At 65.8% G+C, this 25272-nt stretch carries 24 protein-coding genes, 1 tRNA gene and 1 pseudogene; 9 read left to right on the top strand and 17 right to left on the bottom strand.

Going from position 1 to position 25272, the window contains the following annotated elements; all coding sequences use genetic code 11:
- Positions 1–25 precede the first annotated feature (25 nt).
- From MYCSP_RS03070 to MYCSP_RS03060, 3 genes are all read right to left on the bottom strand, one after another.
- The gene (locus tag MYCSP_RS03070) at positions 26–1684 is read right to left on the bottom strand and encodes an FAD-binding dehydrogenase (protein ID WP_088413151.1); all 1659 of its coding nucleotides are present in this window, start codon (positions 1682–1684) and stop codon (positions 26–28) included.
- Between the two features lie 181 nt (positions 1685–1865).
- A complete protein-coding gene (locus tag MYCSP_RS03065; RefSeq protein ID WP_088413150.1) occupies positions 1866–2570 on the bottom strand; it encodes a DUF2334 domain-containing protein in 705 nt (234 codons plus the stop codon).
- Between the two features lie 84 nt (positions 2571–2654).
- Positions 2655–3143: a glutathione peroxidase gene (locus MYCSP_RS03060; RefSeq protein WP_083017936.1), complete on the bottom strand. Its 489-nt coding sequence runs from the start codon at positions 3141–3143 to the stop codon at positions 2655–2657.
- A 69-nt stretch (positions 3144–3212) separates the two neighbouring features.
- Here MYCSP_RS03060 and MYCSP_RS03055 point away from each other — a divergent pair, with 69 nt between their 5' ends.
- Complete coding sequence (locus MYCSP_RS03055) at positions 3213–4616, top strand: sugar porter family MFS transporter (protein ID WP_083017934.1); 1404 nt, start codon at positions 3213–3215, stop codon at positions 4614–4616.
- On the opposite strand, the gene MYCSP_RS03050 is transcribed toward MYCSP_RS03055, so the two are convergent.
- Genes MYCSP_RS03050 through MYCSP_RS03040 form a run of 3 tightly spaced genes read right to left on the bottom strand, consistent with a single transcriptional unit; the run spans position 4609 to position 8445 of the window.
- Entirely contained in the window at positions 4609–5430 is an 822-nt protein-coding gene (locus MYCSP_RS03050; RefSeq protein WP_088413149.1) for an SDR family oxidoreductase, read from the bottom strand. The genes MYCSP_RS03055 and MYCSP_RS03050 overlap by 8 nt on opposite strands.
- On the bottom strand, positions 5423–7555 hold the full coding sequence (locus tag MYCSP_RS03045; RefSeq protein ID WP_083017930.1) for a S9 family peptidase: 2133 nt from the start codon (positions 7553–7555) through the stop codon (positions 5423–5425). Before MYCSP_RS03045 ends, MYCSP_RS03050 begins: the two co-directional genes overlap by 8 nt.
- Positions 7552–8445: a phosphoribosylaminoimidazolesuccinocarboxamide synthase gene (locus MYCSP_RS03040; RefSeq protein WP_070913170.1), complete on the bottom strand. Its 894-nt coding sequence runs from the start codon at positions 8443–8445 to the stop codon at positions 7552–7554. The genes MYCSP_RS03045 and MYCSP_RS03040 overlap by 4 nt, the downstream gene beginning before the upstream one ends.
- Before the next feature lie 18 nt (positions 8446–8463).
- On the opposite strand from MYCSP_RS03040, the gene MYCSP_RS03035 reads away from it, so the two are divergent.
- Positions 8464–9114 carry a hypothetical protein gene (locus MYCSP_RS03035; protein ID WP_088413148.1) on the top strand — a complete coding sequence of 217 codons (651 nt, stop codon included), beginning with the start codon at positions 8464–8466 and terminating at the stop codon, positions 9112–9114.
- 37 nt (positions 9115–9151) lie between these two features.
- On the opposite strand, the pseudogene MYCSP_RS03030 reads toward MYCSP_RS03035, so the two are convergent.
- The 4 genes and pseudogenes from MYCSP_RS03030 to MYCSP_RS03015 all read right to left on the bottom strand — a co-directional run.
- A pseudogene (locus MYCSP_RS03030) lies at positions 9152–9355 on the bottom strand (cytochrome P450); the annotation flags it as partial.
- A 3-nt stretch (positions 9356–9358) separates the two neighbouring features.
- Entirely contained in the window at positions 9359–10777 is a 1419-nt protein-coding gene (gene purB, locus MYCSP_RS03025; RefSeq protein WP_070913173.1) for an adenylosuccinate lyase, read from the bottom strand.
- A 53-nt stretch (positions 10778–10830) separates the two neighbouring features.
- Positions 10831–11502: a TetR/AcrR family transcriptional regulator gene (locus MYCSP_RS03020; protein ID WP_083336264.1), complete on the bottom strand. Its 672-nt coding sequence runs from the start codon at positions 11500–11502 to the stop codon at positions 10831–10833.
- 84 nt (positions 11503–11586) lie between these two features.
- The gene (locus MYCSP_RS03015) at positions 11587–12786 is read right to left on the bottom strand and encodes a pyridoxal phosphate-dependent aminotransferase (RefSeq protein WP_070913175.1); all 1200 of its coding nucleotides are present in this window, start codon (positions 12784–12786) and stop codon (positions 11587–11589) included.
- Here MYCSP_RS03015 and MYCSP_RS03010 point away from each other — a divergent pair.
- Together MYCSP_RS03010 and MYCSP_RS03005 are read left to right on the top strand one after the other, a co-directional pair.
- On the top strand, positions 12785–13591 hold the full coding sequence (locus MYCSP_RS03010) for an alpha/beta hydrolase (RefSeq protein WP_083336275.1): 807 nt from the start codon (positions 12785–12787) through the stop codon (positions 13589–13591). The genes MYCSP_RS03015 and MYCSP_RS03010 overlap by 2 nt on opposite strands.
- A gap of 95 nt (positions 13592–13686) precedes the next feature.
- A complete protein-coding gene (locus MYCSP_RS03005) occupies positions 13687–14496 on the top strand; it encodes an alpha/beta hydrolase (RefSeq protein WP_070913177.1) in 810 nt (269 codons plus the stop codon).
- A gap of 18 nt (positions 14497–14514) precedes the next feature.
- Here the strand turns inward: MYCSP_RS03005 and purD are convergent, their stop codons facing one another.
- Together purD and MYCSP_RS02995 are read right to left on the bottom strand one after the other, a co-directional pair.
- Positions 14515–15774 (bottom strand): phosphoribosylamine--glycine ligase, encoded by a 1260-nt coding sequence (gene purD / locus MYCSP_RS03000; protein WP_083018015.1) that lies wholly within the window; start codon positions 15772–15774, stop codon positions 14515–14517.
- A 53-nt stretch (positions 15775–15827) separates the two neighbouring features.
- Positions 15828–16457, bottom strand: coding sequence for a TetR/AcrR family transcriptional regulator (locus MYCSP_RS02995; RefSeq protein WP_083017919.1), 630 nt, complete (start codon positions 16455–16457; stop codon positions 15828–15830).
- 65 nt (positions 16458–16522) lie between these two features.
- On the opposite strand from MYCSP_RS02995, the gene MYCSP_RS02990 reads away from it, so the two are divergent.
- Positions 16523–18352 carry an N-acyl-D-amino-acid deacylase family protein gene (locus MYCSP_RS02990; RefSeq protein ID WP_088413146.1) on the top strand — a complete coding sequence of 610 codons (1830 nt, stop codon included), beginning with the start codon at positions 16523–16525 and terminating at the stop codon, positions 18350–18352.
- 5 nt (positions 18353–18357) lie between these two features.
- Positions 18358–19203, top strand: a complete 846-nt coding sequence (locus MYCSP_RS02985; RefSeq protein ID WP_088415409.1) for an alpha/beta fold hydrolase — start codon at positions 18358–18360, stop codon at positions 19201–19203.
- Here MYCSP_RS02985 and MYCSP_RS02980 read toward each other — a convergent pair.
- Entirely contained in the window at positions 19200–20093 is an 894-nt protein-coding gene (locus MYCSP_RS02980) for a LysR family transcriptional regulator (protein WP_070913183.1), read from the bottom strand. The two genes, MYCSP_RS02985 and MYCSP_RS02980, sit on opposite strands and share 4 nt — an antisense overlap.
- Positions 20094–20165: 72 nt before the next feature.
- Between MYCSP_RS02980 and MYCSP_RS02975 the strand changes: the two genes are divergently transcribed.
- Positions 20166–21143, top strand: coding sequence for an EamA family transporter (locus MYCSP_RS02975; protein ID WP_088413145.1), 978 nt, complete (start codon positions 20166–20168; stop codon positions 21141–21143).
- Between the two features lie 9 nt (positions 21144–21152).
- A complete protein-coding gene (locus MYCSP_RS02970) occupies positions 21153–21557 on the top strand; it encodes an HIT family protein (protein ID WP_070913188.1) in 405 nt (134 codons plus the stop codon).
- Here the strand turns inward: MYCSP_RS02970 and MYCSP_RS02965 are convergent.
- On the bottom strand, positions 21529–23139 hold the full coding sequence (locus MYCSP_RS02965; protein WP_088413144.1) for a sensor histidine kinase: 1611 nt from the start codon (positions 23137–23139) through the stop codon (positions 21529–21531). The two genes, MYCSP_RS02970 and MYCSP_RS02965, sit on opposite strands and share 29 nt — an antisense overlap.
- On the bottom strand, positions 23105–23848 hold the full coding sequence (locus tag MYCSP_RS02960; RefSeq protein ID WP_088413143.1) for a response regulator transcription factor: 744 nt from the start codon (positions 23846–23848) through the stop codon (positions 23105–23107). The genes MYCSP_RS02965 and MYCSP_RS02960 overlap by 35 nt, the downstream gene beginning before the upstream one ends.
- A 113-nt stretch (positions 23849–23961) precedes the next feature.
- Here MYCSP_RS02960 and MYCSP_RS02955 point away from each other — a divergent pair, with 113 nt between their 5' ends.
- Positions 23962–24711 (top strand): hypothetical protein, encoded by a 750-nt coding sequence (locus MYCSP_RS02955; protein WP_083017915.1) that lies wholly within the window; start codon positions 23962–23964, stop codon positions 24709–24711.
- Between the two features lie 8 nt (positions 24712–24719).
- On the opposite strand, the gene MYCSP_RS02950 is transcribed toward MYCSP_RS02955, so the two are convergent.
- The gene (locus MYCSP_RS02950) at positions 24720–25118 is read right to left on the bottom strand and encodes an HNH endonuclease (RefSeq protein WP_209435435.1); all 399 of its coding nucleotides are present in this window, start codon (positions 25116–25118) and stop codon (positions 24720–24722) included.
- A 51-nt stretch (positions 25119–25169) separates the two neighbouring features.
- Positions 25170–25241: transfer RNA gene (locus tag MYCSP_RS02945), tRNA-Thr, on the bottom strand.
- Positions 25242–25272 lie beyond the last annotated feature (31 nt).

Here is a 25272-nt window from a genome sequence, read left to right as displayed (position 1 = left end):
ATGCGGCGTGTCGACGGAATAAGGGTTAGCCGATGTCTTCGGCGGCGCCCCGGCCCGCGGCCCGTCCACTGAAGATGCAGCCACCCAGGAACGTGCCCTCCAGCGCGCGATAGCCGTGCACGCCGCCGCCGCCGAACCCGGCGACCTCACCGGCCGCATACAAACCTTCGAAGCAGCTTCCGTCGGCACGCAGAACGCGTGAGTCGAGGTCGGTCTCCAGCCCGCCCAACGTCTTTCGCGTCAGGATGTGCAGCTTGACCGCGATGAGCGGACCCGCCGCGGGATCGGTGAGCCGGTGCGGTGCCACCACCCGGACGAGCCTGTCGGCGAGGTAGCCCCGCGCGGCGCGGATGGCGGCGATCTGCGGATCCTTGCCAAACGGGTTGGCCACCTCGCGGTCGCGCGCCGTCACCTGCTGGGCGATGGTCGCGTAGTCCAGCGGCGTGACGTCCGGCAGCGCGTTCATCTTGGCGACGAGATCGGGCAGATTGGTGGCGCTGACGAAGTCGACGCCCTTGTCGACGAACGCCTGCACGGGCGCAGGCGCACCCGCCTTACCGCGCCGCAAAACCCCGCGCACATCCTTGCCCGTCAGGTCGGGATTTTGTTCCTGCCCCGAGAGCGCGAATTCCTTGGCGATGATCCGCGCGTTCAAGATGAACCACGAATAATCCTGTCCACTGCGACAGATGTGCTCCAGCGTGCCCAGGGTGTCGAAGCCGGGAAACAGGGGCGCCGGAACCCGAGACCCGTTGGCGTCCAACCAGAGCGATGACGGACCGGGCAGAATGCGGATCCCATGACCCGGCCAGATCGGATCGTAGTTGGTGATGCCCTCGGTGTAGTGCCACATGCGGTCACGGTTGATGAGATGGGCGCCCGCGGCGACGGAAATCCCGAGCATGCGGCCGTCGACATGGGCAGGTACGCCCGTCAACAGCTGGGAGGGAACACGACCCAGCCGCTCGGGCCAGTTCGCCCGCACCAGATCATGATTTGCGCCGATTCCGCCACTGGTCACGATCACGGCCTGGGCACGAAACTCGAATTCCTCCAATGCGGTTCGCGAAGAAGCGACACCACGCACGGCGGTCGACGGCTCCAGCACCCGACCGCGGACGCCCACGGCGGCACCCTGATCGACGATCAGCTCGTCGACCTGATGCCGGTAGGCGATGCGTACCTGGCCGCGGTCGACGGCGGCCAACACCCGCCGCGCGAAGATTTCCACCAGGCCCGGACCGGTACCCCAGGTGATGTGGAACCGCGGGACAGAGTTGCCCGGCCCCAGTGCATCCTTGCCGCCGCGCTCGGCCCAAGCCACCACAGGAAAAGTCTGTAATCCCCTGGCACGTAACCAGCTTCGCTTCTCCCCCGCCGCGAAATCCACGTATGCGTGCGCCCATTGGCGCGGCCAGTGGTCCTCCGGCCGGTCGAATCCGGCGGTGCCGAGCCAGTCCTGCAGGGCCAATTCATGGGAATCCTTGATCCCCAGGCGGCGCTGTTCGGGGCTGTTGACAAAGAACAGGCCACCGAACGACCAATAGGCCTGACCGCCCAGATTGGCGGCGTTTTCCTGCTCGACGATGATGACGCTCTTGCCACGATCCACCAATTCGCAGGTCGCTACCAACCCTGCCAAACCCGCGCCCACGACAATGACATCGGTACTCGTGTCACCCACCGGTTCACCGTAGCGGGGACGATTGACGATTAAAAGGTCCAACTTCCTTGCGGTGAAAGCACAAAGCCATGGCCATACTGCCCTTTGACGGTGCCGACGGGGAGCTAGTAAGAGGCTCTACCGCACCCGAAGGATCGCGGACACAAGCCCACACCTAGGGGATACAGCAAAACATTAAACTCTAAGCTACGCTGTGCAATACCTGCTTGGGCAACCACTCGTAGACACCCGGTGCCGACCCGTGCAGCAGCGCGAGATCGATGGCGTCGATCATCGCCTGGCGGGGGCCGGGCTTACGCAAGTGCTTCGCCGAGATGGCCACCCGCACCACACCGTCACGACGGGCAGTGCGCGCCGCCGACAGCACCAGCATCCGGCACCACCACGGCTCGGAGAGAAATCCCTCGCCGATACCCAGCACCCGCGCGCGCACCGAGGTGCCGCGTACCAGGTCGGTGATCTCGGAGAGCCCGATGTTCAAGCGGAAACCGTTGCGCGGCAACATCTCAATGGCACCGGTGGAGGCCATCCAACCGGGCGCGGCGAACAGTCGCGTGCGCAACCCGGTCTGCTCCATCACGCGGTCTGCTGCCATCAGACGCAGGTTGGCCTCATGCCCGGGCAGGGCGGCGAACTCCTCGCGGCGCTTCTTGGTCGCGGCCTGGTCGTAGCCGTGCAAGACGATCGCATCGCCCCGTGAGCGCCGCGCGGCCAGCCAATCGACCGTTGGCTGGTCCTCGACCAGTCGGTACTTGCCCTTCAATCGAGGAGCCACCAAGAACGACAGCGGGATCGACCGCTTGTCCATTTCCTCAGTGAACACAGCGATCTCGTCGAGAGTGCGGTCGCAGATTCCCGATACCGATACCAGCAGCTGTCCTGCCATGCCGCCAGTGTGGCAACGTCAGATGTACGCAAGGTGTCAGACACCCCGCATCGAAAAGAACGCTCGAGCACCACGCCGAAGGCGCTACCCCAGCTCCTTCTCGATGGCCGCGATCACCTCGGGAGCGTCCGGCACCGTCGTCGGCCGGAATCTGTTGGTCACCGAGCCATCCCGTGCGATCAAGAACTTCTCGAAGTTCCACTGCACGTCCCCGGCGGCGCCCGTGGCATCCGCGGTCTTGGTGAGCTCGACGTACAGCGGATGCCTGCTCTCGCCGTTGACGTCGGTCTTCTCCAGCAGCGGGAAACTCACGCCGTAGGTGGTGGAACAGAACGTCTGAATTTCTTCCGCCGTGCCCGGCTCCTGGCCCATGAACTGGTTACAGGGCACCCCGAGCACCGTCAAACCGCGGTCGGCGTAGTCGGTGGCCAGCTTCTCCAATGCCGCGTACTGCGGGGTCAGGCCGCATTTGGACGCGACGTTGACCACCAGCACGGCGCGGCCGGCGTATTCGGACAGTGACAGCTCCGAGCCGTCCAGGGCGGTCAACGGGATGGAGGCGAGATCGGTCATGCCGACCACGGTACCGGTGGTGCAATGGTTGACTGTTCGGACATTACGCAACGTTGCGGGAGGTTTTTTATGAGCGAGGAGGACGAATTCTCCTCTGGCCGCAGTGCCCTGCGGATCGCGTCGGTGGCTGCGTTGGGAGGGCTCCTCTTCGGATACGACAGCGCCGTCATCAACGGCGCGGTACAGGCAGTTCAGGACCAGTTCGCCATCCGTGACGCCGAGTTGGGGTTCGCGGTCGCCTCGGCGCTCCTGGGTGCTGCCCTCGGCGCCATGACGGCCGGACGCGTCGCGGACCGGATCGGACGGGTGGCGGTCATGAAGATCGCTGCCGCCCTGTTCCTGCTGAGCGCGGTGGGCGCCGGGCTGTCACCGAACATCGAGCTGCTCGTCGTCTTCCGCGTGATCGGCGGTGTGGGGGTGGGCGTGGCGTCGCTCATCGCGCCGGCGTACATCGCCGAGACCTCCCCGTCGAACATCCGCGGCCGGCTGGGTTCCCTGCAGCAACTGGCGATCGTCACGGGAATCTTCCTGTCGCTGACCGTCGACTGGCTACTGGCGCATCTCGCCGGCGGCTCCCGCGGCGAACTGTGGCTGGGGCTGCCCGCCTGGCGCTGGATGTTTCTGGCGATGGCGCTACCGGCACTGGTCTATGGGGCGCTGGCCTTCACCATCCCGGAGTCGCCCCGTTACCTCGTTGCCACGCATCGCATTCCCGAAGCGCGCACGGTGCTCAGGACGCTTCTCGGACAGAAGAACCTGGACATCACGATCACCAGGATTCAAGAGACACTCGATCAGAGCACCGCGCCCTCGTGGCGCGATCTGCGCAAGCCCTCCGGCGGCTTGTACGCCATCGTGTGGGTTGGTGTGGCGCTAGCGGTGTTTCAGCAGTTGGTGGGCATCAACGTGATCTTCTACTACTCCAATGTGCTGTGGCAGGCCGTCGGATTCGGCGAGAGTTCGTCCTTCACCATCACGGTCATCACCTCGATCACGAACATCGCCACCACACTGGTGGCCATCGCCCTGATCGACCGGGTAGGCCGCAAGCCCTTGTTGCTCATCGGTTCTGCGGGGATGGCCGCGACCCTGGGCACCATGGCGATCGTCTTCAGTTCCGCTGCCATGGTGGACGGCAAGCCACACCTGGGGCCCGTGGCCGGTCCGGTTGCGCTGGTCGCCGCCAACCTGTTTGTGGTGGCGTTCGGAATGTCCTGGGGTCCGGTGGTCTGGGTGCTGCTCGGCGAGATCTTCCCCAACCGGATCCGCGCCGCCGCCATGGGTGTGGCCACGGCGGGGAACTGGGCCGCCAACTGGCTGGTGACCGTCAGCTTCCCCGCGCTGCGCGACTCATTGGGAATTGCCTACGGGTTCTACGCCATCTGCGCGGTGCTGTCCCTGGTGTTCGTGGCTCGGTGGGTGAACGAAACCAAGGGCCGAACACTGGAGGACATGGATTCGGTCATCAGCTGAACAGCTGACCGGACCGTACCGAGGCGATCACTCCACCGTCGACCAACAGATCGGTCCCGGTAATGTAGGACGCCTCGGGCCCGAGCAGGAATGCGGTGACCGCCGCGATATCGTCGGAGGTGCCGATCCGTCTGGACGCCGAACCCTCGATCAGCGCCTTCGTGACGGCGCCTGTCTCCGAGGCCAGTTCCTGGTGCCCCATCTTGGTGGACACCACGCCCGGACTTATCGAGTTGATGCGGGCTCCGCGCGAACCCCAGTGGCGAGCGGCCGAACGCACACGAATGTGGTTGGCACGCTTGGATAATTGGTATGCCACCGCCGGATACTCGATGCTCGCGACGTATGGCAGGGCGAGCAGATCCTCGGCGCCGACGGTGGCCAGTTCCCGTTCTTGGTCGGCGCTCAGTTCCATCGGCATGTGGCCCGCCATGCTGGCGATCACCACACCCGCTCCACCCGCGGCGATGATCGTGCCGAACTCCTCCAACACCAGGGCAACCCCGACCAGATCGACTGCCAGGATCGCCGACGCCGGCGCCTGCGCCGGCGAAAGGCCGGCGGTGTGCGCCACCTGAGTGACTCGGCCCAGCGCCGCTGCGGCCGCCACGAGCTCCGAGACCGACTCCCGTGAGGAGACATCGACACGGTGCCCGATGACGTTGTGCCCGTCGGCCTTCAGCTCAGCGACGACCGCCTGTAGCCCCTGCTCGTTGTAGTCGGCGAGCAGAAGGGTCTTGCCGAGGCCCTGACGACGCGCGATGACCTTGCCCATGCCGCCGACACCGGTGACGACGACGACCTCATCAGACATCTGACTTCCCTCCCTCGGCACCGAGGACACCGAGCACCCAGGCGAACTGGAAGGCGGTTTCCTTCCAGCGTTCGTAACGTCCACTGATGCCGCCGTGCCCGGCCGTCATCTCGGTGCGCAGCAGGATGGGGCGCTCGCCGGTGGTGGTGTGTCGCAGCTCTGCGACCCATTTGGCGGGTTCGACGTACAGCACCCGCGAGTCATGCAGCGAGGTCATCGCGAGGATGGTGGGGTACGCGGTCGCGCGGATGTTCTCGTACGGCGAGTAGGACTTGATGTACTCGTAGACATCCTTGTCTTCCAAGGGGTTTCCCCATTCGTCCCACTCGGTGACGGTGAGCGGCAGCGACGGATCGCAGATGGTGGTGACGGGGTCCACGAAAGGAACCTGTGCCAACACCCCGGCGAAAAGCTCGGGCGCCAGATTCACCGCCGCGCCCACCAGCAGGCCGCCCGCGCTGCCTCCCCAGGCCACCAGTCGATCCGGCAGTGCGACGCCGGCATCCACCAAGTGTCTTGCCGCCGCGACGAAGTCGGTGAAGCTGTGCTTCTTGTGCAGCATCTTGCCGTCCTCGTACCAGAGACGACCCATCTCGCCACCGCCGCGGACGTGGGCGATGACGAAGACCACTCCCCTGTCCAACAGCGAGAGCCTTCCGATGCTGAACTGCGGGTCCTCGCACATCTCGTAGGCGCCGTACCCGTACAACACAGTTGGGCACGGTGACTGAACGTCCCTGCGGTGCACCACCGAGAGCGGTATCCGGGTCCCGTCCTCGGCGACCGCCCATTCGCGCCGCTCGACATATTCCTCGCGGCGGTAACCACCCAGAACCGGCTGCTCCTTGAGCAGCCTGCGCTCCCCGGTATGAACGTCAAGGTCGTAGACCCGCGTCGGGGTGATGAAGGAGGTGCAGCCCACCCGCAGCAGCGGCGAGTTCCATTCAGGGTTGTCTCCCAGGCCCGACAGCATGAGTTCGGAGTCGAACTCCACCTCCTGGGGCGCGCCGTAGCCGTCGGACGTGATCGGCCATACCTGAATGCGCGGCAGCGCTTCCCGGCGATAACCGATCACGAAACGTTCGGCGAACGCCTCCACACCATCGAGCCGCACATCGTCGCGGTGCGGGATCAGGGTACGAGCCAGCGCCGGGTCGGCGGGCCCTTCCGCCACCGCGGCGAACGGCAGGTCAGCAAGCGCGAAGTTCACCGCGCCGTCGTTGTGTAGGACGAGAAGCCGATCCTCGCCACCCACCACGATGTGATCGACGGTGTATTCGACACCGGTGCGGCGCAACCAGACCGGCGAGAAGCTCGCGGCAGGATCGGCGGCGTCGCCGATCAAGATCTCGGAGGTGACCGAGGAATGCACGCTGATGGCGACAAGGCGGTCGCTGCGGGTGCGACCCACGCCGATCCAAAATCGCTCGTCGGGCTCCGAAAAGACCTCGACAGGTTCGGCACCGCTGCCCAGCGTGTACCTGCGAATGGCATAGGGCCGGAACGCTTCATCGATCACTGGGTAGTACAGGGTGCGGCTGTCCATCGCCCACGTGGCACCCGCACCGATATCGGCGATCTCGTCCGGGTACATCTCGCCAGTACGCAGGTCCTTGAACCGCAGTGTGTACATCTCGTGGCCGACGACGTCTACCGAGTAGGCCAGGGTATTGCCGTCCGGGCTGACGGTCGCGGCACCGAGGGAAAAGAAGTCGTGGCCCTCAGCTTCGAGGTTCCCGTCGAGCAGGATCTGCTCCCCGGGAACATCATGATCCAGAGTCGGCGGCGTCCAATCGTCCGGATCGCCTATCGGGCAACGGCAATGAACCCCGTACTGCTTGCCCTCGAAGCTCCGGGCGTAATACCACCATCGGCCCATCCGCGTGGGGATCGAAAGGTCCGTCTCCTTGGTGCGCGACTTGATCTCACCGAAGATGCTGGTGCGCAAACCTTCCAGGTGTCCGAGTTGGTCGTCGACGTAGGCGTTCTCGGCCTCCAGGTGCGCGATGACCGCGGGACTTTCCTTCTCCCGCATCCATTCATACGGGTCGACGAAGGTATCCCCGTGATACTCGCGGAGAGTTTCGATGCGGTTCGCGGTGGGCGGGCGTACCGGCCCGCTCACGCCGACGGGCCGATCCAATCGGCGAAGCTCAGCCCCGAAATACGTTCATATGCCTCGATATAACGTTCGCGAGTGGCAACCGCCACCGCATCGGGCAAGGGCGGCGGCGGAGTATCCGACGCACGATCCCATCCCGATTCCGGCCCGGTGAGCCAATTGCGCACGAACTGCTTGTCGAAGCTGTCCTGCACCACACCGGCCTGATAGTTGGCGGCATCCCAGTAGCGGGAAGAGTCAGGGGTGAACACCTCGTCGGCCAGCACCAGGGTGCCCTCGATGTCGACACCGAATTCGAACTTGGTGTCGGCCAGAATGATTCCCTTGTGCAGCGCGTGGGCCGCTGCCCGGGTGTAGATCTTGATGGTCTCGTCGCGCAGCTGGTTGGCACGCACGCCGCCCACCAGATCCACCACCGCCGCGAAGTCCACGTTCATATCGTGCTCACCGATCTCGGCCTTGGTGGCCGGGGTGAACAACGGCGGATCCAGACGGCTGGCCTCGCCGAGCCCCTGCGGCAGCACATGGCCGCACACCGCACCGGTGCGCTGGTAATCCAGCAGTCCTGATCCGGTGAGGTATCCACGCGCCACACACTCGACGGGAAGCATGTCGAGCCGCCGCACGAGCAGCGCCCTACCCAATACCTCGTCGGGAATGCGCGGGTCGTCGGGCGGGCCGGCCAGATGATTCGGCACGGTCAACAGCCCGAAGAAGAACACACTCATCGCGGTGAGGATGCGCCCCTTGTCAGGTATCGGCGTATCGAGCACGAAATCGAATGCGGAAATTCGGTCGGTGGCGACGAACAACAGGTGCTCGTCGTCGACTCGGTACAGCTCACGGACCTTTCCGCTGGCCACATGCTGGTAATCGGACAGCGAAGGACGCATCGTGCCATCCTACGATTCATGCGATTCCTGCCCTACTCGACCCGACCGGGACGGTTGCTCGGTCAGTTGTTCAGCGACGTAGCGGTCGCGATCTGGACCACGATCTGGGTGTTCGTCGGACTTGCTGTGCACGCGGCGGTGGCCACGATCGCCGAGGTTGGCCGTCAGGTGAAGGACGGCGCCGACGGTATTTCGGACAATCTGAACTCCGCCGGCGACAGCGCGCACAGGATTCCGTTGGTGGGCGACAAGGTGGGTGGACCGCTGCGCGCCGCCAGCGAGGCGGCCGCCGATCTGGCCGGCGCCGGCCACAACCTGGACACCACCGCGACCTGGCTGGCGATCGTGTTGGCGATTGCCGTCGCCGCACCGCCTATCCTGGCATTCGCGGGCCCCTGGATCTTTTTGCGGATCAGGTTCTTTCGCCGCAAGCTGGTGGCGGTACAGCTGGCGGCCACGCCCGCCGGTGAGCAGCTGTTGGCGCTGCGGGCGCTAGCCAACCGACCATTGAAGAAGCTGGCGGTGGTCACCCCGGATCCGGTCGCGGCGTGGCGCTCACAGAACATCCCCGCGATACGCGGCCTGGCCGCCATCGAATTGAAAGCCTCGGGCATCAGCGCGCCGCGCACCTGGCGCCGAGATGACACTCAGGCCGGCGGTTCCACCTAAACGCCCGCATAGACGTCATCTCGCCGTGAGGACCATGTGACGAATAGGTCACCGGATCACGCAGCACCTCAAGGGTTTCCGCATAGGTGGCCACCGACCAGAAGCCCTCGTTGTCGGGGGTGTTCTCGGTGGGCTCGTACCAGTACACCGGCGCCTCGCGCCGATGTAGCGCGAACAGGCCGTGAGGGAACCCGCCGGCGAAGTTGTCCAGGTCGGTCAGGTCCACCCCATCGAGGCCCATGGTTTACAGAATCGCACCCGGGTTGTACGCAGCGGCTTCAGGGTAGGCATCGACGAGTTCGGAGACCGCGGCGACCACCCGATCCACCTGATCGGCGGCAGCTCCGGTGAAGGAGGCCCGGTCGGCGAGCGCGGCCTCCAAGGCATCGGTGTCCAACGGCAGCCGCGGATCGTCGGCCAGCAGACCCAAAAGATTTGGCTCCGCACCCTTTTCACGCATGGCGAGCGCCGTCGCGACGGCGTGCTCCTTGATGACCTCGTGGGCTTCCTCGCGGCCGACTCCGGCACGCACCGCCGCCATCAGCACCTTGGTGGTCGCCAGGAACGGCAGGTAACGGCGCAGCTCACGGTCGATCACCGCCGGATACGCACCGAACTCGTCGAGCACAGTCAGAAAGGTCTCGATCATCCCGTCGATGGCGAAGAAGGCGTCGGGCAGCGCCACACGGCGCACCACCGAACAGAACACATCGCCTTCGTTCCATTGCGCGCCAGCCAGTTCCGCAGCCATGGAACCGTATCCGCGCAGGATCACCTGCAGACCGTTGACGCGTTCGCAGCTGCGGGTGTTCATCTTGTGCGGCATCGCCGAGCTGCCCACCTGCCCGGGTGCGAAGCCCTCGGTGACCAGCTCGTGCCCGGCCATCAGCCGGATGGTGTGCGCCAGCGAGGACGGACCGGCGCCGAGCTGCACCAGCGCCGACACCACATCGTGGTCCAGCGAGCGCGGGTACACCTGGCCGACGCTGGTCAGGGTCGTGGAAAAGCCGAGGAAGCCCGCAACACGCTCCTCCAACTCGGCCAGCTTCGCGGTATCCCCGTCCAGCAGATCCAGCATGTCCTGCCCGGTGCCCATCGGGCCCTTGATCCCGCGCAGCGGGTAGCGATCGAGGAGCTCCCGCAGCCGGGTCAACGCGATCAGCGTCTCATCGGCCGCCGAGGCGAACCGCTTACCCAGTGTGGTTGCCTGCGCGGCCACGTTGTGACTGCGCCCGGCCATCACCACGTCCCGGTACTCGACGGCATGACGGGCAAGCCGCGCCGCCACCGCGACACCATGGGCGTGCACGTACTCCAGCGAACGGCGGATCTGCAGCTGCTCCACGTTCTCGGTGAGATCGCGGCTGGTCATGCCCTTGTGGATCTGCTCATGCCCGGCCAGCGCGTTGAACTCCTCGATGCGGGCTTTCACATCGTGACGGGTGACACGCTCGCGGGCCGCGATCGAATCCAGGTCGACGTTCTCGACCACACGCTCGTAGTCCTCGATGACACCGTCGGGAACATCGATGCCCAGATCGCGTTGCGCACGCAGCACCGCGATCCACAACTGGCGCTCCAGCACCACCTTTGACTGCGGTGACCACAGCGCAGCCATGGTGCCGCTCGCGTACCGAGATGCCAGAACGTTAGGGATTTGCACGACTAGAGTCTATGGGGGCGGATAAACACTCTTCGCCCAACAGGCTCATCGGCCTAAATCGACTCCGCCAGCTGCTCTGCTTCCAGGGGAGCAAGCACGTCGATGACGTCCACCAACATGGCCGTCGCCGTTGCCTGCGGACTGGTCGCGGCCTCGGTGAGCGCTCCCACCATCGCCCCGTCGACCGTCGAAATCAGCACCGCGACATGGTCGTTGTCGATAGACCGACCAGACCGGCGCACCACCTGGGCCACGGCGTCGTCGCGTTGTTCGCGCAGCCGCTGCTGCACCTCGCGCAGTTCTGGGTGGCGGCTACAGGCCAGTTCACGCTCGTATCGCGAGACCAGCTGTTCCCCGCCGCCGAAGTCCGGCGTACCGAACAGCAGGTCCACGACGGCCTCTGCGGTGGCCGCGGCCCCGCGGCGCCGGTACTGCACCAACGACAGCCGTTCCTGGATCTGTTCCAGCTCATGGGTGCCCGCATGCTCGACGGCGCGCGCGATGAGGTCCTCCAGCGAGGAGAAATAGTAGGTGGTCGATGCCAGAGGCAGCCCCGCGCGCTGCGCGACCGCGCGGTGCCGTACCGCATCAATACCATTGTCCCGCAAGAGGTCAGCGGCAGCACTGATCAACGCCCGCCGCCGCCGTTCCCCCTTGGGAGTGGCCTGCGGACGGTGCACGGCGCTCCCGTCGGGGAACACCTCCGTCTGCTGCCTGACTGTCACGCCATGTCATGCTGCCAGCAGCGACGCGTCCCCACGGGCGTTTTGCGCTATCTCATGCAAGCAGTTGGCGTCAGCCCTGCCCAGTCATGACCCCAGCCTCCGTAATGCCTCCTCGATCGCGTCCGAACTTCCCGCGAAGCTCATCCGGATGGTGCGGTGGCCGTGCACGGTGTCGAAGTCGATACCGGGCGCTATCGCTACCCCCGTGCGCGCCAACAAGTCCGCACACCAGTGTTCGGCGTTATCGGTCAGATGCTCGATATCGGCATACGCATAGAACGCGCCGTCGGGCGGGGCGATCTTGGTGATACCCACGGACTCGAGGCCGTCGATGAGCAGTGTTCGGTTCGCCGCATACCGGCGTACGTGCCCGTCGAGCTCGGCGCGCGCCTCGGTGCTGAACGCCGCCAGCGCGCCGTATTGGGAGACCGCCGGCGGACAGATCGTGAAGTTGGACGACAACCGGTCGACGGCACGCAAGAACCTGCGCGGCACCAGCATCCAGCCCAGTCGCCAGCCCGTCATCGAGAAATACTTGGACACCGAGCCCATCACGACCGCTTCGCGACTGAATTCCCATGCACTGGAGGTCTTTTGGTCCCCATAGGACAAACCGTGGTAGATCTCGTCGGAGATCAGCAGGGTGCCATTGGCCTCGCACCACAACGCGATGGCCTCCAGCTCGGTCGCATCGATGATGGTGCCGGTGGGGTTGGCAGGGCTGGCCACGATGAGTCCGGCGGGGGCCCGGCCGTCTGCCTGCAAAACAGCCTCCAGCATCGCCACCGTCGGCTGATAGCGCGTCTGGAGCCCGCAGTCGATTTCGACAACCCGACACCCCAGTGCAGCAAGACAATTGCGATACGCGGGGTATCCGGGCCGGGCCATCACCACGGTGTCCCCCACATCGAAGGCGGCCAGGAACAGCAGCGTGAATCCGCCCGAGGACCCCGTGGTGACGACGACGTCGTCCGCGCTTACCTCGATACCGGAACGCTCGTGGTGGTACTCGGCGATCGCCGCACGCAGTTCGGGCAGTCCGAGTGTTTCGGTATAGCCCAGCACCTGCGTGCCGAGCGCCTCCCGCACCGCGTCGAGGACCACCGCGGGCGCACCCGTCGACGGCTGCCCGGCGGCCAGGGAAATCATGTCCCCGTGCGTACGTTGACGCGCGGATGCCGCCGTCAGCACATCCATGACGTAGAACGGCGGAACGTCCGATCGACGCGAGAGACCTACCACGGCTGCGACGGTAGCGGACCCGCCCGGCATGATGGTCGACATGCGTGATCTGTCCCGACGCTCACTACTCAAGCTCGGCGCCGCCACCGGTGCCGGCGCCGCACTGCTCGGAAGCGGGGCTTTCCCGGCCCGTGCCGACGGTGCCATCGCCGCCGGTTCGTTTGTCTCGGCGGCGCGCGGCGGGGTCCGCACCGAATGGCGTATCGCCCGGCCACCAGGCGTGACCGGACCCATCCGGCCCATCATCGCGCTGCACGGCAAGGGTCAGACGGCTGCCGGTGTGATGGAGGGCGGGGTGGAGAACATGCTGGCGCAGGCGGTGGCCGCGGGCGCCAAACCGTTCGCCCTGGCCAGTGTCGACGGCGGTGGCGGCTACTGGCACAAGCGGGCCTCGGGTGAAGATTCCGGCGCCATGGTGCTGAGCGAATTCATCCCACTGCTGGCCGAACAGGGACTGGATACCTCGCGCGTCGCGTTCCTGGGATGGTCGATGGGCGGGTACGGCGCCATGCTGCTGGGCTCGCGTCTGGGCGCGGGCCGCACCGCCGCGATCACCGCCGTCAGCCCGGCGCTGTGGACCTCCTCGGGTGCGGCCGCCCCGGGCGCCTTCGACGGTGCCGAGGACTACGCCGCCAACTCGGTATGGGGGCTCGCCGCGCTGAACTCCATCCCGTTGCGCATCGACTGCGGCGACAGCGATCCGTTCTACAGCGCCACCAAGCAGTTCATCGCCCAGCTTCCGACGCCTCCCGCGGGCGGGTTCAGCCCCGGCGGTCACGACGGTTCCTTCTGGAGCTCGCAAATCGGCGCGGAACTGGCATGGATGTCACCGATACTCACCGCATAGGTCAGCTGCCCAAGAAGCTGGCAGGGCTCTCGTTCCCGATGAACGGGTAGCCAACAACCTCGACGGGTTTGCCATCCGCTGGCATTATCGAGCGGGTGACCGAAATGAGTCGACGTCGCCTGCTGCAACTGGGCACCGCGCTCGGAGCAGGCGCCGCGCTTCTCCCCTCTCTCGCGGCACCCGCCCGAGCCGCCGCCGATGTCACCAGCGGGTCCTTCATCTCCCAGGCCCGGGGAGGCGTTCCCACCGGATGGAAGGTAGCCAGACCCCCGGGAGTCGACTGGCCGGTACGACCGGTGATCATGTTGCACGGCCGGGACGAGAACGCCGACCGCACCATCTACTGGGGCTATGAGCGGATGCTCGGCGACTTGGTGGCGGCGGGGGCCCCGCCCTTCGCCGTCGCCGCGATCGACGGCGGCAACAGCTACTGGCATCCGCACGAGAACGGCGACGACCCCGGAGCCATGATCATCGACGAGTTCCTGCCGATGCTCGCGGAGCAGGAAGGGCTCGACATTTCTCGCGTCGCCTTCATGGGATGGTCCGCGGGCGGTTACGGCGCCCTCCTCAACGCCGCTCGTCTCGGCGGGCCCCGCACGGCAGCCGTCGCCGCCGTGAGCCCCTCGATATGGCTGTCCTACCCCGAGGCCACTGCCGACGCCTTTGACAACGAGGAAAACTGGGACCAGAACACGGTTTTCGGGCTTCCTCAGCTCAACAGTATGCCGGTGTGGGTGTCATCCGGCTACGACGACAGGTTCTACACCGCCAGTAAGGTTTTCGCCGAGCAGCTGGCGGCACCGCCGGCCGGAGAGTTCGGTCCGGGCGCGCACGAGGGCGGGTATTGGCTGTCGCAGGTGCCGCTCGCACTGGGCTGGATCGCGCCAATTCTGGCTGGGTAGCTCCCCCTCGTCATCCCCCTAGATGCTGATGCGCCCCTCGGCGGCGGCCAGTCCGATATCGCTACGGAAGTGGCTGCCCGGCAACCGAATCGCCTCGATCTTGGCGTAGGCATCGGCACGTGCGGCCTCCAGATCAGCACCGGTACCGACGACGGACAGCACACGTCCGCCGGACGACACCACGGCGCCATCCTCACGGCGGGCGGTGCCGGCATGCAGCACGCCCTCGGCCTCGGAGCCGGTGATCACGTCGCCGGTGCGCGGACGCAGCGGGTAGTTCTCCGCAGCCAGCACCACGGTGACGGCGCTGCCGTCCTGCCAGCGCAGCGCGCCGAAGTCCTGCAGCGTCCCGGTGGCAGCGGCATTCAACAGTTGCCCCAACGGCGACTCCAGCAGAGCCAGCACCGCCTGGGTCTCGGGATCACCGAAACGGCAGTTGAATTCGACGACGGAGGGCCCGTTCGAAGTGATGGCCAGCCCCGCGTACAAGACTCCCGTGAAGGTGCTGCCGCGCTTGACGAGCTCAGCGGCAACGGGTTTGACGATGGTGTCGACGATCTCGGCGACGGTCGCCTCGGGCAGCCAAGGCAGCGGGCTGTAGGCGCCCATGCCTCCGGTGTTCGGGCCGGTGTCACCATCGCCCACCCGCTTGTGGTCCTGGGCCGGCAACAGCGGCACCACCGTCTCGCCGTCCACGATGCACAGCAGCGAGACCTCGGGCCCGTCGAGGAAAGACTCCAACAGGACCGGATGTCCGTCGTCGAGCAGGCTCGCGGCATGGGCACGCGCGGCGGCACGATCGTCGGTGACAACCACACCCTTGCCCGCGGCCAGCCCGTCATCCTTGACCACCCAGGCCGGCTCGCCGGCGAATCTATCCAGCGCAGCATCCAGATGCGCTGGGTTATCGACAATCTCACTGCGTGCGGTGCGCACCCCGGCCGCAGTCATCACGTCTTTGGCGAATGCCTTGGAACCCTCGATGCGCGCGGCGTCGGCCGACGGACCGAAGCACGCGATACCCGCAGCGCGGACCGCGTCGCCAACGCCCAGCACCAAGGGCACCTCGGGACCGATGACGACCAGATCCACATTCAGCTTGGTGGCCAGGGCCACCACCTCGGCACCGGACCCGATGTCGACCGCGTGCTGTTCGGCCACGGCGCCGGTTCCCGCATTGCCCGGAGCTATCGCCAGATAGTCGACGTGGGGGTCGCGCTTCAGGGCTATCGCCAAAGCGTGCTCACGGCCACCGGATCCAATAATGAGGACACGCAAGGACTCCATGCCCCAGACCCTATCGGTCAGGGCAGCCCCGGCGACGGGGCAGGCTAGGCATCCGGGCGGTATCCCCGCAGGAGCTTGGCAAGTAGCTCGTCGCGCCCGGCGACAAGCTCCGGGTAGGGACGCAGCGTCTTGACCAACGCCTCCCCGTCGAACATGTCGGTGATCATGAAGACCAGCGTGATCAGCTCGGCTTCGGACAGCCGGTCGGTGCCCGGCACCGACCGCGCCAGCGCAACCATCTGAGCGCCGTACTCGGCCACCGCGATCTGCAACGTCTGCCGCAACTGCTCATCGGTGCGTGCAGCCACCATGAGCTCGTAGAGCACCGCGTTGATGGGCTCTTCCTTCAGAGCGCGCATCACGACCATCACGTCCTCGAATTCGGCGAGACGATCCCCCGCCGCGTCGAATCGGGCCCGCACCGTCGCCAACTGGCGGCGCAAGGTCTCGCGCGCCACCTCGGCCATGAAGTCTCCGACGGTGGGAAAGTGCCGGAAAAGTGCCCCATAGGACAATCCCGCACGCCCGGCGATCTTTTGCACCGAGGCACGCGAATATCCCAGCTCGGCGATGGTGTCGATACCGGAATCGAGCAGTCTGGCGATGGTCGACTCGCGGCGCTCGGCCTGGGTGGGGCTCACAAGGTCACCGTAGATCACCTTGGACCAGGTCACTAAGGATTGTGATCGGTTGCCATCTTTTCTAGACTGGGCCTATCCCCCAACGAAGGGCAGCCCCCATGACCGACGGTCTTCGCGCAAGCGGCTCATCCCAGTTCGACCTCATCATCCGCGACGGCCTGTGGTTCGACGGCACGAAATCCGAACCCCGTAAGGCCAACCTCGGCATCAAGGACGGGCGCGTGGCGGCCGTCTCCACCACTGCGCTCGACGAGACCGATTGCCCTGAGGTGATCGATGCCGGCGGCAAGTGGGTTCTGCCCGGGTTCGTCGATATGCACACCCACTACGACGCGGAGGTGCTGCTCAACCCGGGCCTCGGCGAGTCGGTGCGCCACGGCGTCACCACCATCGTGCTCGGCTGCTGTTCCATGTCGACCGTTTATGCCAAGCCCGACGACGCCGCCGACCTGTTCAGCCGTGTGGAGGCGGTGCCGCGCAAGCACGTGATCGGCGCCCTCAACGAGTTCCAGGACTGGACCGATCCGGAAAGCTACGTCAAGAAGATCGACGCGCTGCCGCTCGGCCCGAATGTGACTTCGTTCCTTGGACATTCGGATCTGCGCACCGCCGTCATGGGACTGGGCCGGGCCACCAACAACTGGTCCTTCCCCACCCGCAAGGAACTCGACCGCATGGCCGACATGCTCGAGAAGGCACTCGACGCGGGCATGCTGGGCATGTCGGGCATGGACGCCCCGATCGACAAGCTCGATGGCGACCGCTACCGCTCGCGCGCGCTGCCGTCGACCTACGCGTGGTGGCATGAGCGCTGGCGCCTGATCAACGTGTTGCGCAAGCGCGACCGCATCCTGCAGAGCGCCCCGAACATCAACAACCCGGCCACCGCGGTGTTGTTCTTCCTGTCCACCGGCACCCGCTTCTTCAAGCGCCGCAAGGCCGTTCCTGTCAGCCTGCTGGTGGCCGCGGACTCCAAGAGCATCAAGGGCGCGAACGTGTTCTTCAGCGCCGCCGCCCGAATCGGCAACAAGATCTTCAAGTCCAACGTCAAGTTCCAGCACCTGCCCGTGCCGTTCACGCTGTACTCCGACGGCATCGACCTGCCGGTGTTCGAGGAGTTCGGTGCAGGCACCGCTGCTCTGCACATCAAGGAGCAGCTCGAGCGCAACAAACTGATGGCCGACAAGGAGTACCGCCGCAAGTTCCGGCGCGAGTTCGCCATCAAGAAGCACAAGCCGGGCCTGTGGCACAAGGACTTCTACGACGCCGTGATCGTCGAATGCCCGGATGCCTCGCTGATCGGCAAGACCTTCGGCCAGATCGGTGACGAACGCGGCATCGCACCGCTCGACGCTTTCCTGGATGTGCTGGTGGAGAACGGCGAGAAGAATGTCCGCTGGACCACCACCGTCGGAAACCACCGCCCCAAGGTGCTCGACGAGATGGCCAAGGACCCCAACTTCCAGATGGGCTTCTCCGATGCCGGTGCGCACCTGCGCAATATGGCGTTCTACAACTTCCACCTACGTTTCCTCAAGCGCATGAACGACGCGCAGAAGGCCGGGAAACCCATCCTGTCCCTTGGTCATACCGTGCATCGACTCACCGGTGAGCTGGCCGACTGGTTCGGGCTGGACGCCGGGCACCTGCGTGAGGGTGATCGCGCCGACTTCGTGATCATCGATCCCGAGAAGCTGAACGAGACGGTTGACGCCTACAACGAGGCCCAGGCACCGTTCTTCGACAACCTGTCCCGCATGGTGAACCGCAACGACGAGACCGTCGTGGCCACCGCCGTCGGCGGCAAGGTGGTGTTCCGACTCGGCGAGTTCATCGACGGTTACGGGAACGACCTGCAGACCGGTCGGTACCTGAAGGCCGGTGAGAAATACCCCGCAAGCGGGCGGTACGCCCACGCGGTCCGATGAGCGCCGTGACACGCCTGTCGACGTTCACCAATGACGGCCTGACCTTCGACGTCATCGACGAAGGCCCGCTCGATGGCCCGGTGATCGTTGCGCTGCATGGCTTTCCCGAGCGGGCGACCATGTGGGCGGAGATCGTCCCGAAGCTGACGGACGCCGGATTCCGGGTGTTGGCCCCGAATCAGCGGGGCTACTCCCCCGGCGCCCGCCCCCTCGGCGTCCGCAACTACGCCCTGGACAAGCTCGAGGGAGACATCCTGGCCCTCGCCGATCAGGCGGGTGTCGCGAAATTCCATCTGCTGTCCCATGATTGGGGTGCTGCGGTGGCCTGGCAGCTGGCGGGCAACCACGGTGACCGGGTGCACACCGCGTCGGTGCTGTCGGTTCCGCACCCGCGCGCCTTCCGGGATGCCATGCCGCGCGGTCAGATTCTGCATTCCTGGTACATGCTGCTGTTCCAGATCCCGAGGCTGCCCGAATGGCTCTTCAGCTTCAACGAGAAGGAGTCGTTCCAGAAGTTCGGTAAGTCGTGGATGAAGGTGTCCGACCGGCTCGCCGAGCGCATCCGCGAGCTGTTCAGTGAGCCCGGCGCCACCACGGCAACGGTGAACTGGTATCGGGCCATGCGCTATTCACTGCGGTCGCCGGCTCCGGCGGTTCGGGTGCCCACCCTGTTCATCTGGAGTGACGGGGACTCCGCGGTGACTCGGGCGGCGGCCGATGCCAACCCCAAATACGTGCACGCACCGTATCGTTTCGAGGTCTTCGAAGGTGTGTCTCATTGGATCGCCGAGGAGCGGCCCGCCGAGACCACCGCCTTGGTTCTCGAACACATCGCCGAGCACAGCGCCTAACGGGATTCCAACACGGCCGCCGCGTCCTGCAATCCGCGGATGGTCGCGGCAATGGCCGGGCGCTGCTGCGCACCCGGCCGGGCCAGCACTTCGTAGAGCCGTGCGGCACGTACCTCGCGGATGACCAACCGCGCCACCCGTGGGCTGCGGCTGACGTACCGCGGCATCAGCGCAACACCGTGGCCGTGGGCGACCATGTCTTCGACGATCTGGAAATCCTTGAAACGGAACCTGACTCGTGGACGGATCCCGGTGGAAACACCGAGCGAGACCAGCACGTCATCAACCGGAAAGCCCTCGGGCACGCTGATCCACGTCTCATCGGCCAACTCCGCCGGTGTCACCGACTCGCACGACGCCAATGGATGCTCCCGGTGCACCAACAGATCGATGGGCTCGCGCATCAGCGTCGTGGACCACACCCGGGGCGAGCGCAAGGCCGCGGCACGCTCGTCACGGTGGGTGACGACGACGTCGTAGTCGGTCAGCAGTCCGGGCGCCTCGCTGTAGGTGACGTCCTCATCGCTGGGGCGGACGTCCACCACATCCTGTACGGCCGCCACCACGCTGGGCAGCAGCAGTCCCCCGCCGGACGGGAACGACGCCACCCGCACCACGGGTTGGGTGCCCTCCCGATAGGTCACCATCTCCTCGGCCGCGCGATCGACGGCGGCGATCACCTCGTCGGCACGCAGTACCAACGCGCGGCCCGCCTCGGTGAGTGTGATGCCCCGCCCGTCCTGGCGCAGCAGTGGCACACCTGCCTCGCGGGCCAGCACCTTGAGCTGCTGTGACACCGCCGAGGGCGTGAGACTCATCGCGTCGGCCACCTCGCCGACAGTGCCGCGGTCGGCAAATTCTCGGAGAATCCGCAGGCGGCGCACATCCATGAAGTAAAACTACATGAATAGTGCACATTAATTAGATTGTGCTGAATCAATTCAGTACGCAGGATCGACGGCATGACAACCCGGCACCGTCTCCTCGGACTGGCCGTCGCCGTGCTGTGGGGCGTGAACTTCCTGGCCATCCATGTTGGGCTGGAACACTTCCCGCCGCTCTTCTTCGCCGGGCTGCGATTTGCGGTGCTGGCGATTCCGGTGATCCTCTTCGTGCCCTGGCCACGCGTGCCGGTGCGCTGGCTCCTGCTCTATGGAGTCGGATTCGGAACCGTGCAGTTCGCCTTCCTGTTCCTGGCCATGGCGAACGGCATGCCGACGGGGCTCGCCTCGCTCGTCCTGCAGGCATCGGCCCCCTTCACCGCAATCCTCGGTGTGCTGCTGCTCGGCGAGCGGATGTCACTGCCGCAAGTCGCGGGCATCACCCTGGCGGTCGGCGGCATGGCCCTCATCGCCACCGACCGCGCGACACACGGCACCTCGGCCGCGGTGGTCCCGGTGATGCTGACGCTGTTGGGTGCGCTCGGCTGGGCCTTCGGCAACATTGCGAGCCGAAAGGCAATGGAGGACAACGCGGATCCCCGTACGCCACTGCGGCTCACCCTGTGGATGTCGGTGGTGCCGCCGATCCCGCTGTTCGCACTGTCCGCACTCACCGAGGGTCCGAGCGCTGGTTGGCGTGCTCTCACCTCGGTCGGCACACCCCGTGGGCTGATCGCTCTCGGTGGCCTCGTCTACATCGTGGTGCTGTCCACCATCGTTGGCCTGGGCTTGTGGACCTACCTGATGGGCCGCTACCCGGCGAGTCGGGTGGCACCGTTCTCACTGCTGGTCCCGATCGTGGGTATCACCACGTCGTGGCTGGCCCTCGGAGAGCAGCCGACCGCCGTCGAACTCGTCGGCGCGGCGGTGGTGATCGGCGGCTGCCTCCTCGGCATGACGGCCCGCCCCGCAGCGGTCCGCCCACCCGACGGCGGTAGCGCCCCCGAGCCCGTACCGCGCGAGCTGTCCACGGCCTGCGCCGCCACCACGGGCCACTAACCTAGGGGCATGTCGAGTGTGTTCACGAAGATCATCAACGGAGAACTGCCCGGTCGGTTCGTCTACGAAGACGACGACGTCGTCGCGTTTCTAACCATCGCACCGATCACGCCGGGCCACACCCTCGTGGTGCCGCGCGCCGAGATCGACCAGTGGCAGGACATCGACGCGGCAGTCTTCGCCAAGGTCAACCTCGTGGCGCAGCGCATCGGCCGCGCCATCCGCAGGGCCTTCGACGCACCGCGTGCCGGTTACATCATCGCGGGCATGGAAGTGCCGCACCTGCATGTGCACGTCTTCCCCGGACACCAACTGACCGACTTCAGCTTCGAGAATGCCGACCCCAACGTCTCGGCGGAATCCCTCGACGAGGCACAGGCCAAGATCAAGGCTGCGCTGGCTGAGATCGACTAGCCCGCACGATCTTTGGCGCGGGCTCGTCGTTCTTGGGGGCCTCGGGCTCTGACTCCGGCTCCTCGACCTCGACTTCGTCGTCGGTCATGTCGGCACGGGGCAGCCGGACCTCGAATCGGCAACCCTCGCCGGGGGCGGTGTGCACGGTGACGGTGCCGCCGTGGGCGGCGGTGAGTGCGTCGACGATCGAAAGCCCCAGCCCGGTACCACCGCTGCTGCGGGTGCGCGAGGAATCCGCGCGATAGAACCGCTCGAAGACACGCTCGGCATCGGTCTTCGCCATACCCGGGCCGCCGTCGATGACCTCCAGGACGGCGTCGTCGCCCTCGGTACCCACCCGAACCCGGACGGCCGCGGTGGTGTGGCCGAGCGCATTGCTGACCAGATTGCCGAGCACCTGTCGCAACCTGAGCTCATCGCCGATGACCTCCGGGGTGCCGGGCCCGTCGAACACCTCCAGCTCCACATCACGTTCGGGCGCAGTGGCTTTCGCATCGTGCACGGCATCGGTGGCCAACACCAGCAGATCGACGAGCCGCTGCTCCATGGGTCGATGCGCGTCCAATCGCGCCAGTAGCAGCAGATCCTCCACGAGCTGACCCATGCGGGTCGACTCCCCTTCGATGCGCCCCAGCACCAGCTCGGTATCGGTGGCCGCGCCCTGTCGGTAGAGCTCCGCGTAGCCACGAATGGTGGTCAGGGGCGTGCGCAGTTCATGACTGGCATCGGTGATGAATCGGCGCATGCGTTCCTCGGAAGTGCGTGCCGTCTTCGCGGACTTCTCCGAGTCGGCCACTGCGCGCTGGATCTGCGCAAGCATTCCGTTGAGCGCCAACGACAATCGGCCGACCTCGGTACGCGGGTCACGTTCCGGTACGCGGCGATCTAGGTGTCCGGCGGCGATATCAGCGGCCGTCGCCTCCACCTCGGCCAGGGGCCGTAGGCTGCGGTGCACCAGCCAATATCCCGCGATACCAAGCACGGTCAGCACGGCGATCCCGATCGCCACCTGCAGCCACAACAGGTCGCGCACGGTGGTGCGCACATCGGTGATGTCGCGGGCGACGGTGGTGTATCCACCCATCACGTCGTGGCGCGACACCGCACGCCACTCGGTCCCGGATCCGTCGGCGGATTGCACCGTCACGGGGCGACCGCCCACGTCGTTGTCGAACGGTAGGTCAGGATCGGCCCGGGCACGGTCATTGAGCATGATGACCACCCGTCCACGGTCGTCGGTGGTGCGGATGAAGAACAACGACGGCGGCCGATGCCGATTGGTGTCAAAGGCAGGGGGCGGAGGAGGTGGTCGGTTCGCCCACCCGTTCGCGGCGTCGATCAGCTCACGATCGGCCCGGTTCATCATGGTGCGTTGCATCGTGGTGGTCACGGCGATGCCCGACGCCACCAGTCCCAGCGCAACCAGAACCAAGGTTCCGACCACCAGGCTCACTCGCAGCGGCACACCCCGACGAACGCCGGGGGCCTTGATCACCGTTCGATCTTCTTCGCGCAAGCGTCCCCCGCGAGCGGAAGGTACCCCCACATCAGCGCGGCTCGCGCAATACGTATCCCACGCCACGAAGCGTATGCAACAACCGCTTCTCGCCGTTGTCGATCTTGCGGCGCAGGTAGGAAACATAGGACTCGACGACGTTCACATCGCCACCGAAGTCGTAGCGCCACACATGGTCGAGGATCTTGGGCTTACTGAGCACCGTGCCGGCATTGATCATGAAGTACCGCAGCAGCGTGAACTCGGTGGGCGAGAGCGCAACCGGCTCGCCGGCCTTCCACACCTCGTGGGTGTCCTCGTCGAGCTCGATGTCGGCGAAGCTGAGCCGGGACTTGCGCGCGGGCTCTGAGCCCATGCCGGAGCGACGCAGGATCACCCGCAGCCGAGCGACCACCTCTTCCAGGCTGAACGGCTTGGTCACATAGTCGTCGGCACCCAGCGTCAGCCCGGCGATCTTGTCCTGCAACCCGTCGCGGGCAGTCAGGAAAAGCGTCGGCGCATCGATCCCGTCGGCGCGCAGACGACGCAGCACGCCGAATCCGTCCATCCCGGGCATCATCACGTCGAGGATCACCGCATCCGGACGGACCGTACGGGCCAGATCCAGCGCGGCGGCTCCGCTATCCGCGGTATAGACGTCAAAACCCTGGAATTTGAGACTGACCGAGAGCAACTCGACGATGTTCGATTCATCGTCGACCACCAGCACCTTGGCGGGGGCGGTGCCGTTGGCGGAGAAAGTTCCTTGGTGTGTCTCTGTCGTAATGCTCACCACAGACAATCTTCCCCCCAAAATTTACGGTGCGCTGGATCTTCGCTGTGAGGTTCCTGTGAGTTCTTCACAGGAGATTGTCAGCCAACCGCGCGAAGTCGCCCTACAGTTATGCCATGAAGCTGGTGTCGCTGATCACCGCGCCACTCAAGATCTCGCTGGCCGTTGCCGACACCGGGTTGGCGGTGGCCTCCAAGGCGATCGATACCGGACGCGAGATCCTCGCCGAGTTTCCCGACGGACAGCCGCATGACGGCCGGGGCGATGCCGCCGGGGCAGGCCTGGTGGGCACCGTCGAATCCCTGTTGGGAATGGTCGGGCGCAAGAGCCCCCTGCAGTCGGCGATGAAGGTCGCCGAACTCATGGAGGAGGGCAAGCCAATCGGCCGGGCGCTACGGCCGGGAGGGCCGGTGGAGCGCATCATGGCGCCCGGAGGGCTCGCCGACCGGCTCACCGAACCCGGCGGTGTGTTGGACCGGCTCTTCGCCAAGGACGGGCCCGTCGACCGCCTCACCTCACAGGACGGCGCCCTGGATCGGGCGTTGGCACCCGGTGGCCTGGTCGACCAGCTGCTCGCCGAGGACGGGATTCTCGAACGGTTGATGCAGGAAGAGGGCGTGCTGGACAAGTTCACCGCGAAGGACGGCCCGCTGCAGCAGCTGGCCAACCTGTCCGAGGTGCTGACCAAAGCGGCGCCAAGCATCGATGCGCTGACCCCGACCGTCGAGCTGTTGACCGACACCGTCTCGGCACTCAGTTCAGTGGTCAGCCCGCTGGGCGGGTTCCTGCCACGCCGACGGCCCTCGCGGCCGTCGACATCGCCGCGGCCGGTGCGGTCCGAGCGGGTTATCGAAGGTGAGGTCTAGCGGGTCGGCTAGTACGACTTGCCATCGGCGTAGCGCTGGCGGCGAAAACTGGGGCCGTTGCCGCGATTTCGGCTCTTGTACGTCGGCAATTGTGAGTCACAATTCGGGCAGATGAGTCGTAGATTTTGTCGACAGTTGTTGTCCGGGTTTCCGTCCATATGGTCCAAGATCAGGACAAGCGGGAGACCCTGCCAGGTACTCGCTCCGCCGCAGACCGCACAGCGGTCCGATTGAGCCTCGGCCAGAAAAAGCCGAATGAAGTGGCCCTGCTCGCTGCGCACCCGAGCCTCACCGGATTCGAGCCACAGTCTGGTACTGGCGTCGCGTCGGGCTGCTGCCTGACAAGCATTGCCGCAATAGACCTTCTGGCTTCGCCTGGAAAGTGGTGCGCCGCAACCAAGGCACAATCTCATGAACTGAAATTACGTGACGGTACCGACATGCCAAATGACGCGTTGAGCCCCCTGTCAGGATTGAACTGACGACCTTCGCTTTACAAGAGCGGTGCTCTACCACTGAGCTAAGGAGGCAATGGAACGTCCACAGCTTAGCGGTCTCGAT

The organism is Mycobacteroides saopaulense, assembly GCF_001456355.1.
GTDB lineage: Bacteria > Actinomycetota > Actinomycetes > Mycobacteriales > Mycobacteriaceae > Mycobacterium > Mycobacterium saopaulense.
Note: the sequence above shows the minus strand (reverse complement) of the source record. Positions and strands in the feature narration are given on the sequence as shown.

Excerpts from the sequence above, each read along its gene's own strand:
- MYCSP_RS03015 (WP_070913175.1), bottom strand. The coding sequence starts at position 12,786 with ATGTCGACCATCATGCCGGGCGGGTCCGCTACCGTCGCAGCCGTGGTA.
- MYCSP_RS03010 (WP_083336275.1), top strand. The coding sequence starts at position 12,785 with ATGCGTGATCTGTCCCGACGCTCACTACTCAAGCTCGGCGCCGCCACC.
- MYCSP_RS02955 (WP_083017915.1), top strand. The coding sequence starts at position 23,962 with ATGAAGCTGGTGTCGCTGATCACCGCGCCACTCAAGATCTCGCTGGCC.
- MYCSP_RS03040 (WP_070913170.1), bottom strand. The coding sequence starts at position 8,445 with ATGCGTCCTTCGCTGTCCGATTACCAGCATGTGGCCAGCGGAAAGGTC.
- MYCSP_RS03065 (WP_088413150.1), bottom strand. The coding sequence starts at position 2,570 with ATGGCAGGACAGCTGCTGGTATCGGTATCGGGAATCTGCGACCGCACT.
- MYCSP_RS03050 (WP_088413149.1), bottom strand. The coding sequence starts at position 5,430 with ATGTCTGATGAGGTCGTCGTCGTCACCGGTGTCGGCGGCATGGGCAAG.
- MYCSP_RS03055 (WP_083017934.1), top strand. The coding sequence starts at position 3,213 with ATGAGCGAGGAGGACGAATTCTCCTCTGGCCGCAGTGCCCTGCGGATC.
- MYCSP_RS02975 (WP_088413145.1), top strand. The coding sequence starts at position 20,166 with ATGACAACCCGGCACCGTCTCCTCGGACTGGCCGTCGCCGTGCTGTGG.
- MYCSP_RS02980 (WP_070913183.1), bottom strand. The coding sequence starts at position 20,093 with ATGGATGTGCGCCGCCTGCGGATTCTCCGAGAATTTGCCGACCGCGGC.
- MYCSP_RS03035 (WP_088413148.1), top strand. The coding sequence starts at position 8,464 with ATGCGATTCCTGCCCTACTCGACCCGACCGGGACGGTTGCTCGGTCAG.
- MYCSP_RS02970 (WP_070913188.1), top strand. The coding sequence starts at position 21,153 with ATGTCGAGTGTGTTCACGAAGATCATCAACGGAGAACTGCCCGGTCGG.
- MYCSP_RS02990 (WP_088413146.1), top strand. The coding sequence starts at position 16,523 with ATGACCGACGGTCTTCGCGCAAGCGGCTCATCCCAGTTCGACCTCATC.
- MYCSP_RS03060 (WP_083017936.1), bottom strand. The coding sequence starts at position 3,143 with ATGACCGATCTCGCCTCCATCCCGTTGACCGCCCTGGACGGCTCGGAG.